This is a genomic window from Mesosutterella faecium, from assembly GCF_022809315.2.
In the GTDB taxonomy this organism is placed as follows: domain Bacteria; phylum Pseudomonadota; class Gammaproteobacteria; order Burkholderiales; family Burkholderiaceae_F; genus Mesosutterella; species Mesosutterella faecium.
On the sequence record NZ_JAKZJU020000001.1, the window covers coordinates 1,982,098 to 1,998,422 of the forward strand.

The 16,325-nt window shown below is 65.0% G+C and carries 8 protein-coding genes; 1 reads left to right on the forward strand and 7 read right to left on the reverse strand.

The features are described 5' to 3' along the window. Positions 1-15 precede the first annotated feature (15 nt). Complete coding sequence (locus MUN46_RS09020; protein WP_243377756.1) at positions 16-1,299, forward strand: AAA family ATPase; 1,284 nt, start codon at positions 16-18, stop codon at positions 1,297-1,299. Positions 1,300-1,355: 56 nt separating this feature from the next. Here MUN46_RS09020 and istB read toward each other — a convergent pair whose 3' ends face one another. From istB to MUN46_RS09055, 7 genes are all read right to left on the reverse strand, one after another. Beyond that, a complete protein-coding gene (gene istB / locus MUN46_RS09025) occupies positions 1,356-2,153 on the reverse strand; it encodes an IS21-like element helper ATPase IstB (protein ID WP_285230597.1) in 798 nt (265 codons plus the stop codon). Beyond that, a complete protein-coding gene (gene istA / locus MUN46_RS09030) occupies positions 2,150-3,487 on the reverse strand; it encodes an IS21 family transposase (protein ID WP_285230598.1) in 1,338 nt (445 codons plus the stop codon). The genes istB and istA overlap by 4 nt, the downstream gene beginning before the upstream one ends. Before the next feature lie 282 nt (positions 3,488-3,769). Further along, positions 3,770-5,620: an AAA family ATPase gene (locus tag MUN46_RS09035; RefSeq protein WP_243377218.1), complete on the reverse strand. Its 1,851-nt coding sequence runs from the start codon at positions 5,618-5,620 to the stop codon at positions 3,770-3,772. Then, the gene (locus tag MUN46_RS09040; RefSeq protein ID WP_243377219.1) at positions 5,617-9,420 is read right to left on the reverse strand and encodes a UvrD-helicase domain-containing protein; all 3,804 of its coding nucleotides are present in this window, start codon (positions 9,418-9,420) and stop codon (positions 5,617-5,619) included. The genes MUN46_RS09035 and MUN46_RS09040 overlap by 4 nt, the downstream gene beginning before the upstream one ends. Beyond that, the gene (locus MUN46_RS09045; protein ID WP_243377220.1) at positions 9,417-13,124 is read right to left on the reverse strand and encodes an exodeoxyribonuclease V subunit gamma; all 3,708 of its coding nucleotides are present in this window, start codon (positions 13,122-13,124) and stop codon (positions 9,417-9,419) included. The genes MUN46_RS09040 and MUN46_RS09045 overlap by 4 nt, the downstream gene beginning before the upstream one ends. Before the next feature lie 107 nt (positions 13,125-13,231). Next, positions 13,232-14,905, reverse strand: a complete 1,674-nt coding sequence (locus MUN46_RS09050; protein ID WP_243377221.1) for an ABC transporter ATP-binding protein/permease — start codon at positions 14,903-14,905, stop codon at positions 13,232-13,234. A gap of 117 nt (positions 14,906-15,022) precedes the next feature. Further along, on the reverse strand, positions 15,023-16,324 hold the full coding sequence (locus MUN46_RS09055) for a TonB-dependent siderophore receptor (protein ID WP_243377222.1): 1,302 nt from the start codon (positions 16,322-16,324) through the stop codon (positions 15,023-15,025). Between the last annotated feature and the right edge of the window lies 1 nt (position 16,325).

The window sequence follows — 16,325 nt, forward strand, 5'->3', positions numbered from 1 at the left end:
CAGGGAACACAGAAAATGTGTGATTCATGGGTTCGGCTTACTTCCGTCCTCATTGAGCATTTCCGCAGCGTCGCTCATGGGGAGCTGTCCTTAGTGAACCGCAGGCGCGTCCATTCGGCCAGCGTCCTCGGGCTCTGCGGGCAGAACGGCTCCGGGAAGACCGCGCTGATAGCAGCACTACGGGTGCTGCAGCAGATCCTGTCCCGGCATTCTGTAGATGAAAATCTCACGGAATACATTCAGGCGGGAGAAAGATGCGCACGCCTGTCCTTTGATTTCTGCGTCCGCTTCGATTCAGGAGAAGTGCCTGTCTCTTATGAATTCAAAATCTTCAGAAGGCTCCGGCTTTCTACTGATGCGCCGGATGATGAAGCAGAACAGGGCGAGACGGTCAACCCGGTTATTCAGGATGAAAAGCTGTATGCCGCACTGCCGGAGAAAAACGGCGGCCTCAGGAGAACTCTTCTAATTGACACCTCGGGGAACCCTTTTATCCCGGTCTCCAAGTACAGGCAGCTGATCGGCCGCTCGCCTGAGGCCAGGGCGAATTTAACAGTCGCCAAAAAACTTGCGGAAGAAAGACGGCTGTCTTTTATTTGGAGCCCGGCGCTGCTGGAACAGATCAAACAGCGCATGGGAAGTTCGCCTGAAGCTCTGCCTTTGTCCGAGCAGGTCTGCAAAATACTGCAAAGGCTGAACCTGTATGGGACGGCGCAACTTTTTGTGTTCGGCCCTGCGGCGGGGATGCCGAAGCACCTCGATGTCCTTCCCCTGCGGATGAAATATGAAAGCAGCCAGGAGCACACGGCGCCTTTCGGGAGCGTTCCACTGACACTGAACGGCCCCGCTCTTTTACCGGAGCCGATGTTTCTTTCGGTCCAAAGGAATGTGCACCAGATCAGCCTGGTTTTAGAGAAACTGATCCCTGGCCTGGAAATTCAACTCAAAGATTTAGGCAATGAATTAAGTTCCGCGGGACAAATGTTAAAGCGGGTGGAGCTTGTGTCCGTCAAAAACAGAACGCCCATTCCTCTTCGATATGAATCCGAAGGCATCAGGAAAATCATTGCCGTACTGCCTTTGCTCATCGGCGTTTATAACCGGAAATCGGTTACCGCAGCCGTCGATAATCTGGATTCCGGCATTTTTGAATATCTGCTGGGTGAGCTGCTGAGAATTATTTCAGAACAGGGACGGGGGCAGCTGATCTTTACGTCACATAACTTCCGCCCGCTGGAAACCCTCGACAAAGGCTCCGTTGCGTTTACAACGGCAAATCCGCTCAATTGTCAATATTGAAAACTAAGCACCCCCCAAAAAAGTGAAAACTTGGGGACCACCCCGACGTACGATGATCAGCTGGTTTGAGTGTTTTCTGCCCCCACCTCCTTTGCTTTAGTTTTCTTAAATTTCCGCATCCTGCCTTCGTGGATCCTGTAGCTCTCGCCTTTAATTGCGATGGCGGTGCAGTGATGGAGCAGCCGATCCAGGATTGCGTTTGAGGCCGCTTTGTCCCCCATGAACAGCTCCCACTGGCCGGCTGGCCGGTTGCTGGTCACAATGACGCTCTTCTTTTCGTATCTCAGAGCCACCAGGTGGTACAGCAGCTGCGTCTGCACCGGCGACAGCGGCGTATAGCCGAGTTCATCGATGATCAGCAGCCTGGACTTGTTGATTTCCTTGAGTTTGTTTTCAAAAACGCCTTCGCTGTAGGCCTTTGAAAGAACTTCAATTAAATCCTTGGCACTGAAGAAACGAACCGTCATGCCGGCGCGAACGGCGCTGACTCCCAGACCGATGGCCAGATGCGTCTTCCCCACTCCCGGAGGCCCGACCAGGACGACATTTTCCCCGTTGCCGACCCATTCCAGGCTGCACATTTCACGAAAAAGGCCAGGGTCGATGGACGGCTGAAATGTCAGATCAAAATCCCTCAGTTCCTTAATGACCGGAAAATGAGCGCCGCTCATCCAGAGCGAGCAACGGTTGGCATTGCGCCGCCTGATTTCCTCTCCGAACAGAAACGCAAGGGCCTCCCTGACCGTCATTTTGTTTTCAGTGGCGGTCTTGAGCAGGTCTTCAAGATTGTCCCGAATGAACGTCAGCTTCAAGCGGGCCGCACAGGCCTTAAGCTCTTTGTCTGTTTCCCTCATGGCCGAACTCCTTCGGGTTCAGCCCCAACAAACAGCAGGTTGTATTGCGCAGAGTTTTCCGGCATGCCCGCACCAGCTGCCTGATACGCCTGATAAACGGGATCTTTCTGAAGGATTTTTTTTTCTTCCTCAAAGGCTTTTGCAGCGTTCCTCGGGGTTGACAACGGCTGCTGGCGAGGCGAATATGCATCTGCGGTTTTATCCAGGCAGATGATCCGTTTCTGTCCACAGTACACCTCGAGGTTTTGTGAGCTTACATGGAGTCGGACCTCTTGCAGCCGACAGGCATCGGGGAGTCGATAGCAGCGGTTTTCCAAATGGATGAAACCGCATTTGTCTGCCTTTCTCGTCACCCAGATCGCTGAATACTGAGGACCGCACGGCAGCGGCCTCAGCGCTTTCTTTTCTTCGGGCCAGCGTTCCAGGGGCGTGTGCTGGAAACTGGCCAGCACACGCCGGTCGGCCGTCTGGCCGCACCAGGCCCGCAGGTTCATGTTCAGCTGTTCAAAAGATTTATAGCGCACCCCCACCAGTGCATTGTGCTTGACGTATCCGACGCTGCGCTCAACCTTGCCTTTGGACCGGGGCTTGCGGACGGCAGTGGCGACAGGGGTGAAATCGTACTGGTCTGCCAGAAACTGGTACCGGTCAGTGAAGCGAACCTCACCCCGGCGTTGGTGGAAAGCCACCAGCGAGGCTGCGTTGTCGCTGATCACCTGCCTAGGAACTCCTTGAAAATAAATAAACGCCTGCTCTATGCCCTGCAGCCAGGCCTCCTGGGTCTCTCTTTCAAACGCCATGGCGAAAATGCGCCTCGAATAGCCCAAAATGGCGACAAAAACATGCACATGCGTCATCTGGCCTGCAATTTCAACGTCTTTTTCGCCAAAATCAATCTGCATCTGGTCGCCTGGCTGGGTCTCAAACCTGTCGGGCGAAGGCATGTTCTGAAGCTTGACCTGATGCCGGAAGCCTCTGATGAAGCGGTTGAAGACGTCCTGCCGCACTTCCACTCCATATTTTTCCTGGATCAGCCGGATGGTCACCGGGCCGCTGCATTCTGCCCTGAGAAAAAGTGCCTGGGCATCTTCAGTATGGGCCTGGAGGAAGGCAAGGCTGGGGCCGGGACGCCGGCCGACTTTCAGTGGAACAACGCCCTTGATGTACCGCCTGATGGCCTTGCGGGACACGCGCAGCGTGCGATGGATGTACCTGATGCTCTGCCCTTGCTCATGCAGAGCCAGAATGCTTTGCTGAATTGATTTTGAGAGCATGAAGTCGGACCTTTCATAATGTGACTTTCTGCTCTGATGTTTTAACGAATTGCGATCCACAACGGAACCCTCTCATAAAAAAAATTGGGAGGGGTGGTCTCTTGGTTCTGAATAATTTGGTGGGTACTTTATTTCAATTCACGACACGCTCAATCGTTACATTCGTCTTGTAAACATAAAAGAAACCAATAATTTACGAGACACCTACTACAGGCACCTCATGCTGGGCGCGAATGAGGAAACACTTTCCTCCCCGACGAACAACGCAGAGATAGCGCTGGCACTGAGGGATGCCGGGGATTAGCGGAATGCTTCTTCCGCCTGATGCCTCTTGCTGCATCCTTACGAATTCCGTTCCTCCCCGGCTTCCAGCGCTGCTTTCAGCCGGTCCGACAGCCCGCCCGAGCGCATCACCCGCCGCCCGACCGCAGCCGCGACCGCGCCCCGGCCCGCAAAGAGCGTGAGCCTTCCCTTGTCGGCCCCCCGGTCGGCGAGCCTCGTCACGGCTGTGTAAAGGAGCTCGCGAGACCCGATCTTCTCCCCGCCCCCTTCCGGCAGGCAGACCGCGAGATTGTGGTAGGCCGAACCCTGGCTCTTGTGGATCGTGATCGCGAAGGCGCTTTCATGCTGCGGCAGCAGCGCCACGGGAAGCGCAAGCCCCAGCGCCCCGAACCAGGCGACCAGACCTTTTTCCCCGTTCTGGAGCTCCACCGCGGTGTCGCCGTTCGAGAGCCCGAGCGCGCGGCTGTTCTTGGTCACGATGATGAGCCTGCCCGGGTAATGGATAGCTTCGGGCTCCGCGCCCGAAGCCTTCCGGACGCCCTTTTCCATGAAGGCATTCACGGCGTCCGTGCCGTTTTCCCCGACGTGCACCGAAGAGAGCACCCGCACGCTGTCGGCCTGAGCCCAGAGCCTGTCAACGCCTTCGGCGTCCCCGGCCAGAGGGAGCAGCGATCCATTTTTTCCCTGATGCAGGAGAAAGCCGTAGGCGTCCCTGAGCCACGCCTGAAGCCCCCGCGAAACGCCGCCCGAGGCCCGGCCGGAAGTTTTCTCCCAGTCGATCGCATTGTCGCCCGCCTGGTTTGGGGCTTCGAGGACGTCGAAGACCGCCTTTTCGTCGACCTCGCCTGACCTGGGAGTGATCGCCCGGGCGAGCCGGTAGAGCCTCGAGTCATCGCCGAAGCGGTGGTTTTTCGTGAACCCGAAGATGCAGGGAGCAAGAGGTCCCGCCTTGTCCGAGAGATCTGCAAAGACGGAGCCCGGGCCCACGGCCGCGAGCTGGTCCTTGTCGCCCAGGAGCAGCACCCGCGTGCGGGCGGGGTCGAGGGCGTCAAAGAGCCTCGAGGCGAGGTCGATGTCCATCATCGAGCATTCGTCGACCACGAGGACGTCGGCATCGATCCGGCGCTGTTCGGAGAGCCAGCGGTGCAGGGTCTGGCAGCGGATGCCCGCGCCCCGCACGAGGCCCGCGAGCCGCTCGAGCTCCCCGCCGCCCTTTTCCATCCAGGGCAGAGCCTCGAGGATCGAGCCGGCGAGGTTCGAGGCGGCCTTGCCGGTCGGCGCGGCCCCCGCGATGACAAGGCCGGGATTTTTCGCGAGGAGGCAGGCGATGATCCTCACCACCACCGTGGTCTTTCCCGTGCCGGGGCCTCCGGTGATGACCGTGAGCCGGTTTCGAAGGGCGCCTTTCACCGCCCGGTCGTGGTCCGGGTCGTCGCGGCCGCTTTGGCGGTCGCTCTCGATGAAGGCCTCGGCCGCCCGCCGCATCTCATCGTCGAGCGGGCTCTTTTTCCCGCGGGCAAACGAGGCGACCGCATCCGCGAGCCGCTTCTCCTCGGAAAAGCGCCTTTCGAGGTACAGCCTTTCGCCCGCCTCATCCCAGACCAGGGGAGAAAGGAGGCCACCCTCCCCCGAGGCCTGCGCCATCGGGCGCGCGAGGCCCGAGTCGGACAGCTGCCTGGCCGCCGCGGCCTTCTCGAGCGAATCCACGGGCAGGCACACGCCGCCGCTTGTCTGGGGGTCGGACTCCATCGCCGCGAACCCGTCCATCACGGCCTCGAGCGCCTCAGGCGTTCCCGGCCGGAGCTCCCCCGTGCGCTCGAGCGGCCGCAGCAGCGCGCGGCCCAAAGCCCGCCACGCCTCGCGCTCGAAGCGCTCCTCACTGGTTTCCTCGATCTTGTCCGTCGCCGTCATTTCGTCCTTTCTCCGCCCAGCAGCCTGCCCGATTCAAGGATGAGCCGGGGGTCGGGCCTGAGCACCACCGCGGCCGGCTCCGGGGCGGGCGCTGCGGCCGAGAACCCCCTCACGAACACGTAGGCCATGCCGCCGATCCTTTTAACCGCCTTTTCCGGCTCAAGCCCCCAGGCCTCGGAAATCATCCGGGAGAGCGCCGTGAGATAGAAAAGCGCCTGCCAGCCGTACTTCGCCTCGAGCATGACCTCCAGCATCTCCCGCCTGACGTAGGAGCGCGAGCTCCGGTCGCCCGGCTGATCCGTCTTCCAGTCGGCCAGCCAGAAGCGCCCCGAGGCGTCCTGCACGAGCAGATCGATGCGGCCTTCGAGATAGCCCCGAAGCTGCGTCCTCGCCGCCGAGGGCTCGAGGTCCGCAAGCGGCAGCCGCGCCTCGGCCGGCACTTTCCGGTTGAGCTCGAGAATCTTCCGCGCAAAGCCCTCGGCCGTGACGCCCTCCCCCACCGTGAGGGCGAAGGGCAGCTCCGGGGCCGCGCAGCCTTCCGGCACGTCGGCGATCCTGAGGGCTCCGGGCCCGGCCCAGAGCGGCGTCGAAAAGACGCCGCGGATGCGGTCCGAGAGCCACGAAACCGCGTCCTCGCGGTCCTTCTTCGGGTCAGACTCCGCACCCTCCCCGCGCCTGACCTTGCGGGCAAGGAGCGAAGCCCCTTTCGTCGCCTCGAAAACCCTGCGGAAGCCCCTTCCCGACTCGAGGAACCCGGGGCTTCTGTGCAGCCCCGCGCGGATCCCGGCCTCCAGAAGGTTGTGGACCGCGTCGCCCGTGTCCTTGCCGCCTGAGAGGAAGGCGGGATTATGGAGGGGATCGGGGCCGGACGGCTCTTCCTCCCCTTCGGGCTCCTCCTCATAGGATTCGTCGGGCTCGCGCTCGTCGGCAGGGCCCGGCAGCGACAGTTCAAACCCCCGCGCGATGCTCGAGTAGCTCGAGCTCCTCCAGGGGCGGAAAAGAGGCCCCGCGGCCTGGACTCCCGCGAGGGTGTCCTCCGGATCGGAAGGCTTCCCGACGGGGGAGGAGGCCCGGGCGGCCGGCGCCGGGGCGGCCGGCTCCTTCGGGCAGAGCACCGCGGCGAGCGGCTCGCCCTGCGGGCAGCGCTCGAGGCTTTCCGCCGCCTCTTCAAGAAGCGCCGATCGGGGGTCGTCCCCGGTCTTTCCTTTTCTCAGCGCCTGCGCCATCCCGGCGCGCACCCCGGGATCGTTCGCGAACGTGGATTCGTTCTGAAGGCGGGACTGGAAGAGCTCGAGGCCGCGCGTCATCGCTTCAGCCAGCAGTGCGTCCTCCTCCGTGGCGTCGGGGCGGGCCTTCCCCTTTTTCTTCCGGCTCCCGGGGCTGCCGGGCTCCGGCTGCGGCAGCGGATCCGCCTTGAGCAGGTCGGTCCAGACGGAACGGGGTTTGGCGAAGTGAAACACCCCCCTCACCGCCCTGTAGACCACGGGCAGCGGCAGAACCACGCGGGCCGAGCCCCGGGTCGCCCCGACATAGGCGATCCGCACGAGCTCCTCGCGGATCTCCCGGATCGTCTCGGCCTTGCGGCCGCCGTCGCGGGGCTTGAGCAGGTATTCCCAGCCGCCTTCTGCGCCGCGCACGAGGAGCGGATTCTGTTTACTCCCCTCCCTGTAGGAAAAGGCGCCTGCTAGGTAGACGACCGGGTACTCGAGCCCCTTCGAGCCGAAGACGGTTTCGACCCGGACCAGGGAGTCGTCGCTTTCCACCCGCAGCTGCCGCTCGTCGGGAGGAATCTTTTTCTCCTGAGAGTACGGATTCGCGCTTTTCGGCTTCAGATCGTCCAGCGTCCGCTCGAATTCCTGCACGAGGGAGGGCAGGCTCTTCACGCGCTCGTACTGCGCGTGCAGGAGCTCGACCACCTGGCCCCAGTTCGTGAGGCTGCGCTCGCCCCCGGGCGAGGCAAGCGCCCGGCCCACCGTGCCGAAGGCGGTGAAGAGGTAGGAAAAGGCCGCGGCGAATCCGTAGCGATCGCAGCGGGCCCGGGCGTTGCGGAAGCGCTCCAGGTCCTCGAGATAGAGGTCCTCGATCCGCTTTTCCTCTTCCTGCCTTTCCTCTCCCGCCCCGGGCTCGGGTGCGGCGAGCTCCGAGAGCTTCCGGCCGCAGACCGGGGTGGCCCGCGCGGCGTTGACCACCGCGCGGTCGACCGGGTCGCTCACGGCCCGCATCACGGCGAGGATGTCCTGCGCCTCGGGCGTGAGATAGACGTCGTCGCGGGTCACGTGCAGGGTCCCGATCCCCCGCTCGGAAAGCTCCCGCTCGAGATCGGCGGAGTTCGAGTGGCTGCGCACGAGGACCGCGATGTCGCCCGGCCTCAGGCGGGCCTGTTCAAGCGTGAGGCGTGGATCGGCCAGCCTCGCGCCCACATAGGTCTCGGAGGACAGCAGGGAGGCGATGTCGGAGGCAATGGCGCGCCCTTCCGCCTGGCGCGCCAGATCCGCATTGAGCAGCCTTCCCGCGCCGTCCCCGTCCTTCCAGGCGGCGGGCGCCTCCCAGCGCCCGGTCCAAAGCTCGAAGGCACGCACGGGCTCGAGCCTGCCGCTTTCGGGATTTTTCCTGAAGAGCGGCAGCCTCGAGGCGCTGCTTTTCACGGGTAAATAGCCGATTCCTTCGGAAAAACGGGATTTCTTCTCCGGGGTCGAAAAAAGGACGTTCACGGCGTCGACCGCGGGAGGCGTGCTCCGGTAGTTCGTCCCGAGGCTCCAGGGGGCGCTGCCCCCGCGCGCGGCCTCGTCGCGCGCCCCGAGGTAGACCTCGATCTGGGCCCCGCGGAAGCGGTAGATCGACTGCTTCGGGTCGCCCACGAACACGGCCAGCGCGTCCTTGTCTTCCGGGTCGAGAAAGAGCTTCTTGAAAACGGCGTACTGGATCTCGTCGGTGTCCTGGAACTCGTCGACCAGGACCGCCCTGAACTGCCGCCTCACCGTGCCCCGGAAGGCCGCGCTTGATTCGGCCGACCGCAGCATGTCCTGCAGGATGTCGTCAAAGGACATGACGCCCTCGCGGCGCTTCGCCTCCCGCACGAGCCCGGGGACCTGGTCCGCAAACTCGGAAAGCGTCGCCCGCAGCCCCGGGCTCGCGTCCGGAAATGCCAGGCCTGCCTGACTTCCCGGGTGCTGCTGCAGCTGCCTGAGCAGCTCCGCGCCGTCAAACCCGATGAGCTCCTGCTGCGCCTGCGGGGAGCCCTTGAGGGCCTCGCCCGCAAGCCGGCTGCGCTTGAAATCCTCGATCACGCGGGCCGTGATCGACGGGTCTTCGTCCAGGGTCGTCTCGAAGGCCGTGCCGCCGGAAAAGGCAAAGGACTGGAGCATCTTCTGGCAGAAGCTGTGGATCGTGTAGACCGCGGCCTCGTCGAAATTCTCGAGCGCGGCCGCGATCCGGCCCCGGGCCCGCCCGAAGCCGATGCCATCCTCCCCGCGCCATTTCTCGTAGAGCTGCAGAAGGCTGGAATCCGCGGGCTCCCCGGAGGATTTCCCCGCGGGCGCAAAGCCCCCGCTCCCGTCAGGCTCGAGCACGGCCAGGGCTTCGGTCAGAATCGCGCGCAGCCGCTCCTTGAGCTCCCCGGTCGCGGCCCGGGTGAAGGTGACGATGAGGATCTCGTCGAGCGGCATCGCCTTTTCCACGAGAAGCCTCAGCACGAGCCGCTGCAGCGTGTAGGTTTTCCCGGTCCCGGCCGAGGCCTCGATGAAGTTCACCCGGTCGAGCCTGCTCTCGCGGCAGTCAAACTCCCTGTTGCCCTGGGTCATTTCCCGGCCCCTCCCTGAGTCTCTCCGGCGCTGCCGCCCCGAATCATCCCGAGCATGTCCTGCGCGAGCCGCAGCACCGCGCCGGGTCCTCCGCCTGCCCTTAAAAAGGCCGAAAGCTCATCCTTGAGCGCCCTGCCCGCATCGGCGAGGGCCCTTCCCCTCGCCTCCTCCGACCTGAAAAAGGCCGAGTCCGTATAGGGCGACTTGAGCACCCGGCCTTCGGATGCCGCCGCTTCAAAGAGGGCCGTGAGCGCGCAAAGCACCTCCCGGGCCTCCTGCACTGGAACTGAAAGCCTTTCCTTTGCCGCAGCCGCGGCAGTTTCGCTCTTTTTCTGGGAGCGGCCGCCGTCTTTTTTCTTCGGCATCGTGACCAGCGTGAGCGCAGCAGGCTCATCCTGCGCGTTCAGGAACAGGGCGAGCATCCGCGCGGAAAACTCCTCCCTGCCGCTTAAGGCCGCGCAGAACGCCTCGGGCTTGCCCGATTCGCCGCAGTAGAGCTTCTGCGGCCCGGCGGTGAGGGTCCAGCTCCCGCGAAGCCCCCCGGAGCCTGCGGGGAGCGCGAGCGAAAGCGGCGGCGTGATCTGCTCCACGCGCCCCTGCACCTGCATCTGCGCGTCCTCGAGGAAACCGAAGACCTCATCCACCTTTTCCTTCAGCTGCCAGCTGCGCACGGGCTTCGCGCCAAAGAGGGGGTCGAGCATTCGAACCCGCAGGAACCGCTCCCGGTCCACGCCTTCCTCGAGCGAATCGCGCGCCTCGCGCCTGAAAGCCCGGTCAAGAAGGTAATTTTTGTCGCTGAACTCAAGCTCGGGCTTCGGATCCCGGCGGACGCCCGCCACGTCGAATCCCGCGAACCGCGAGGCCTCGCGCTCCGGGTCGTAGAGGTAGGCGCAGAGGGTGGAAAGCGGCAGCTCCCGGCGCTTGAATTCCGCGGGCGCGAGCGGCGTCGGCCGGTCGGCAAAGGGCCCGGGGGCGGGCGCGGTGCCGTCGCGCCTCGCCTTCAGGGCCGCGAATGCTTCCGAGAGCGACCCCGCCTCGCAGCGCTCGAGCGCCCCGCGGGTAAAGCAGCGCGGCGAATAGGCGGTCTGGGGGACGGAGAACCTCCAGAAAGGCTGCTGCCCGCCCCGCGCCTTGTTGAGCTCCTCGAGAAAGAGGTCGAAGTCCGTCACCACCTCCGAGGGCGGCAGGCGCTTCTCCCGGTTCTCCCCCTCTTTATAAAAGACCGCGAAATAGTCACGCGCGGCTATCACGAGGTCGAAGAACACGTTCCTGTTGTCGCGGCGGCTGTCGCGGTCGCCCCGGCGTTTGAGCTTTTCAAAGCCCATGAGGTCGAACTCGTCGAGCTTCGGCGTGCCGGGGAACCCCGAGTCGGAGTCAAGGCCCAGCGCCGCAATCGCGCGAAAAGGTATGCCGCGCATCTCCTCCATCGAGGTGAAGACGACCCGCCCGTCGGGCCGGGCCGCGCGCGAGGCGGTCTCCATGCGGCTTTTGAAAGCGCGGCGCAGCACCGCAAAGGGCACGGAGGCGGCCTCGCCGCCGGCGCCGGAGAGCGCCCTCGAAGCCGTGCGGCAGATGCCCGAAATTTCGCGCTTAAGCTCCTCGGTCTCGGGCGAGCTCCACCAGCCCCCCTTTTCCGGGAACAGTTCCTCTTCGGTCTGAAGGAGCGCCTCCTCCCAGAGCTCCGGCGAGCCGCCCTGAGACTCGGTGTCGAAAATCCGCGCCTGCGCCCGGTCGAGCGCCTCGGAGAGAAGCAGCAGCTTCTTAAAGAGCGCGGGCCGGGCCGCGGGCGTCTCCCAGGCGCGCTCCGAGCCCTGGACGGGCCGCACGTCCTCCCAGAAGCCTTCGCCGCCCTTCGCCGCATCGGCCGCAAAGCCCAGCGCAAGGCGCTCGGCCGCCCGCGCCAGCGTCCCCTCGGCCCTCGAGCCCTCGCCCTCGTCCACCGCGAGCCCGGCCTGAAGGAGACGCGCGACGTGGCTCTCAGAAATGCCGTAGCGGTAGCCCGCCCGGGAGAGCCAGGCGCGAAGCAGCTGCTGGTCCTCGCCCGAAAAGCCCCAGAGCCGGGAGATGAGCGGCGCCGACGCGAGCGCGTAGAAAGCCTCGGCCGCGCCCCGGCCGTAGAGGAAGCCGCAGAGCTCTCCGAAGGCCTCGGCCGCGCTCGAGCTCTCGAGCACCGAGCGGCCCGAGACCGCGTAGTCGATCCGCTCGGGCAGGGCCGAGAAGACCGAGTCGATCACAGGCGCGGCCGCGCTGATGTCGGGGGTGGCAACGAGGATCTCGGAGGCCTTCACGCCGCGCTCGCGAAGCGCGTAGATCCAGTCGGCCAGGGCCTCGACCTCGCGCTTTAGGGACGAGGCCGCGGCGATCCGCACTGAAGGGAGCCCCTTTTCCGGCTCCCTGTAGGCCGCAGCCTCGGCGGGGGCGAGCGACCCGTCGGTGAGGAAGTCCCCGTTGTTTCTGAACACAGCCTCGTGCACCGCGTCAAGCAGCGTCCTCTTTTCCGGGCTCTCCGGGCCCCCGCGGCCGGAGAGCGCCGCGAGGTCGACCCTCACCGTGGTCTCCGGGTCCTCGACCGAAACCACGAGGTCCTGCAGAGGCCGGGCCGGGTCCCAGCGGAAGTCCTTCGCGCCGGGGCGCTCCTGCGGCGGAGGGCCTTCCGGGTCCTCGCCCGCCTCCTCGGGCGCCTCGGCGGTGGTGAGCCGCCAGACGCGGTCGACGAGCGCCCGGGTCTGAAGGGCGTTCCGCAGGAGCCAGGCGCAGCGCGGGGCGGCGGGAGAGGCCGCGCTCCCCGCCTCCTGCTGCGGCTCCTCCCCCCGCAGGGGCCGCAGGTCCGCGGGATCGAACCAGTACTCGGGCGAGGGGTTGAGGAGGTAGAGGTAGACCGGGTCCCGGAGGCTCTTGGCGTAAAGGAAGGGCAGCACCAGGGGCGGCAGCCCCGTGGGCGCGAAGATGTGCAGCGGCAGCCCCGGGTCCGGAAGGTCCGCGGACAGGGGGTCGTCCATCATCCGCGCGAGCCGCACGAGATCGTCCATCCCCCTCCAGCGGGCCCCTCCGCCCTCTTCTGGGGCGGCGGCAAGCCACTGCCAGAGGGACCTCTGCCAGCCCAGCACCGGAGCGGCCTCCTTAAAGCCCTCCTCCTCGCGCTTCGCGCGCTCGGTCGGAGCCGGGCGGAGGCTTTTCCCGCTCCAGCGCTCGATCCAGTCGAAGCGGTACGTCGAGTACTTGGTGAAGGCCGCCGCGATCCGAAGCGCGAGCTCATAGCGCGCGGGGTCCGAATCGGGCCTGCGGGCGCCGGCCCCGCCGGGGCTGAGGTACGAGAGGAGCCCCGCGCACTCGGGCTCGGCGAGGAAGGCCTCATCGCGCAGGCGCTCCCAGATCAGCCACTCGAGCTCGTTCGCGCGGGAGCTGCGCCCGAGCGGGGTCCCGCTCACGGGCGAAAACCAGTCGCCGATCAGCTCGAAGGCGGCAAAGGAGGCGACCCCGCGGCGCGAGCGGTCCGCGAAATAGTGCGTGAGGTCGGCCTCGACCGCGCGCGAGGGCACGATCACCGGGATGCGGCGGAAAAAGCCCGGGGCGGGGGCCGAGGGCCCCGCGCCCTTCAGGCCCTGATGCCACTCCGAGTCCGTGAGCCGCGCGAGCAGGTCGCGCAGCGCCTCGTAGCTGTTGCTGTAGAAAGTATGGAACTGAGAGTCGCTGTCCTGCGCCATCGCCCGCCGCCCGAGTGGAAAGAAAAAGGTCGTGGGCTTAATGATGCCCCTTTCCCCGGCTTTCCGCGAGAAGGACAAATTTGCGCTCCCGCGGGCCCCACCGGCCCTCAGGCGGGGACGGGCCGCCAGGGGACGCGCCCCTCGAAGAGGTCCGAGAGCTCCTTCTGGTGGGTGACCGCGATCACGCTGCAGCCCGGGAGGTTCTTTTTGAGGAGACTGAGGATCTCCCGCGCGGAGGCTTCGTCCAGCTGATTCGTCATCTCGTCGATGAAGAGGATCCGGGGCTTCATGAGGAGAATCCGGGCCGCGGCGACGCGCTGCTGCTCGCCGCCCGAGAGCACCGAGCCCCAGTCGAGCTCCAGGTCCAGCGAATCGGAGAGCCGCCCGAGCCCCACGGTCCGAAGCGCCGCCCGCAGCCGCCCGTCGTCCGCGCCGCCGCTTTTCGGGTACAGCAGCACGGCGCGCAGCGTGTCGTGCGGCAGGTAGGGCTTCTGCGGCACGAAAAGCGCCTCACCGGGCCCCAGGGCGAAGCTGCCGCTGAAAGACGGCCAGAGCCCGGACAGCGTCCGCAGCAGCGTCGACTTCCCCGTGCCGCTGGGTCCTGAGAGCATCCACCAGGCGCCCTGCGGGACGCGCATCGAAAGCGGGCTTGAGAGCACGCGGCCCTGCGGGGTCTCGAGCACCAGGCCGCGGACGTCGAGCGCGTCGCCCGGGGCGGCGCCCTGCCCGCCTCCCGAGCGCGGCAGCCTCACCGCCCCGAGCGCCTCCTCGAAGCGCCCGAGACGCTGCACCACCGCGGCCCAGGCCATGATCCGCTTGTAGTAGTCCATGAACCAGCCGAAGCCGTCCTGGACGTTCATGAAGGCCGAGCGCGCCTGCATCATGTCGCCGAAGGTCATGGTGCGGGCGAGGTAAAGCGGCAGCACCGCGATGATCGGGATGAACATCGTGATGCGCAGGTACGAGGCCGTGAAGCACTCGAGCCGCAGCTCGCGCGCGATGAGCGCCTTCCAGTTTTTCGCGATCGCGAGGAAGCTGCGGCCCATGCGGCCGAACTCGGCACGCTCGCCGCCCAAGCTCGCGATCTGCTCGGCGTTTTCGCGCACCCCGAGCAGCACCGCGCGGAAATCAGCCTCGCGGTGCTGCTGCTCGACGTAAAGGCTCTGCAGGTGCCGGCCCACGAGGTGCGTGAGCAGCGTGCAGAAGGCCGACCAGACCAGGGCGATCCAGACCAGATAGCCCGTCACCGCGAAGGACCGGCCCGCGAGCGTGAACTCCAGCATGCCCGACATCTCCCAGAGGATCGCCACGAAGGTGAAGAGCTTGAAGAGGTTCATCAGGAAGTACTTCACCAGATTGATCGTCTGGTCGGCGAGCTGCAGCGCGTCCTCGGCGATGCGCTGGTCGGGGTTGTCGACCTTGCCGCCGAAGCGCAGCAGGTAGTGGCGGTGCCCCGAGAGCCACCGCCGCTCGAAGTCGCGGGTGAGGAAGGTGCGCCAGTCAAAGAGCAGCTTCTTGCGGATCCAGTTCCCGGTCACCACGAAGAACACGATGACGGCGATGTAAAGGAGGTACTGGGCGATGAGGCCCGGAACAGCCTCGGCGTTGTAATTTGCGAGCGCGTCGTAGAAGGCCTTGTTCCAGCGGGCGATCTTCGCCCCCACCTCGATGATGCCCATGGCAAAGCCCACCACGGCGGCAAGCGCCGCCCAGGCGTACCAGCGCGAGGGGCTCCCCCAGTACGGGGCGGCGAGACGGAAGAAATACCGAAGCGTTTTCATGGCGGCCTCAGGAAATCAAGGGCGGAAAGGAAAGGGAGGAAAAGGCAGGAGGGCGTCCGGGGATCCATGGCAAAACCCCGGGCGCCCTCCGCCCCTTCCGCGAAGGAAAAAGGATCGTCAGTACTTCAGGTCCACCTTGAGCCAGAGGCTGCGCGGCTCGCCGTAGTAGTTGTTCATGCCGCTCGTGCTCACGCGCTGGTTGTAGTAGTACTTCCGGTCGGTGAGGTTGCTGCCGATCAGGCTCACCCTGCAGTGCTTGTTCAGGTCGTACTGCACGTTCGCGTTGTAGATCGCGTAGCCGCCCCTCTTCACGCCGTAGAGGCTGCTCGTGTTGGTCTGAGCGGAGACGCCCCCGCCCAGGGTCCAGGCGTGGGCGGCGCCCGGAAGCCTGTAGCTCGTGTAGAGCCGGAACATGTGCTTCGGGGTGTGCAGGCTGAAGTTCCCGCCCTTCTGGTAGCGCCGGCCCTCGGTTTCGCGGTACTCGCTCTTGTTGAAGGTGTAGCCGAGGAAGACGTTCCAGTCCTTCAGGACCTCGCCCGAGATCTCGAAGTCGACGCCGCGGCTGCGCACGAGTCCTTCGGCGTGGTAGGCGTTCACGTCCGAGTCGTAGATCGGGCGGTTCTTCTGCGTGATGCGGAAAAGCGCGACCGAGGTGTTCAGCCGCCGGTCAAACCAGGTCTGCTTGAGGCCCGCCTCGTAGTTCGTCCCGGTCACCGGGTCGAGCGTGCGGTGGTTCTCGTCCCTGTAGCTTTGGGGCTTGAAGATCTCGGTGTAGCTTGCGTAGAGCGAGCTCTCGGGCATCACGTCCCAGGTGAGGCCCAGATACGGGACGACCTTGCCGCGGTGGGTCTTGGTCGAGGTGAGCCAGGAGCGGCTGCGGCGCAGGTTGTGCTCGTCGGCGAGGTTGTAGTGGGTGAAGTTCGTGTAGCGGCCGCCCGCGATCAGGTGCCACTTGTCGGTGAAGTTGTAGCGGGTGCCCAGCTGCAGCGCGCGCTGGAAGAAGCTGTTCCTGTAGTTCGCCCTCCAGTAGGGGCTCTCCCAGTCGGGCTGCGCGATCATCCAGGGCCTGAAGGTGTAGCCGTTGTAGAACGCATCGCTCGCGTCGTAGTAGCCCTCGGTTGAGCTCATGTGCTCCTTGGAGAGCGAGAGCGTGCCGAAGAGGTCGTGGCTGCGCCCGAAGAGATGGTACTTGCCGGTGAGGTTCACGCTCCCCGCGATCTGATAGCCGCCGTTGTCGAAGCGGTCGCTGATGTGTCCCGCGATGTTCGGGCTCGAGGGCGAGAGCACGGTGCTCGTGCTCGAGGCGCCGCCCATCCGCGTCATGACCGAGTTGCTCGTGTAGCTGAACTTCCCGGTCACCTTCCAGTCATCGTTGAAGTAGTGCTCGAGCTCGGTGAAGACGCTCCTCTTCCTGAGCACG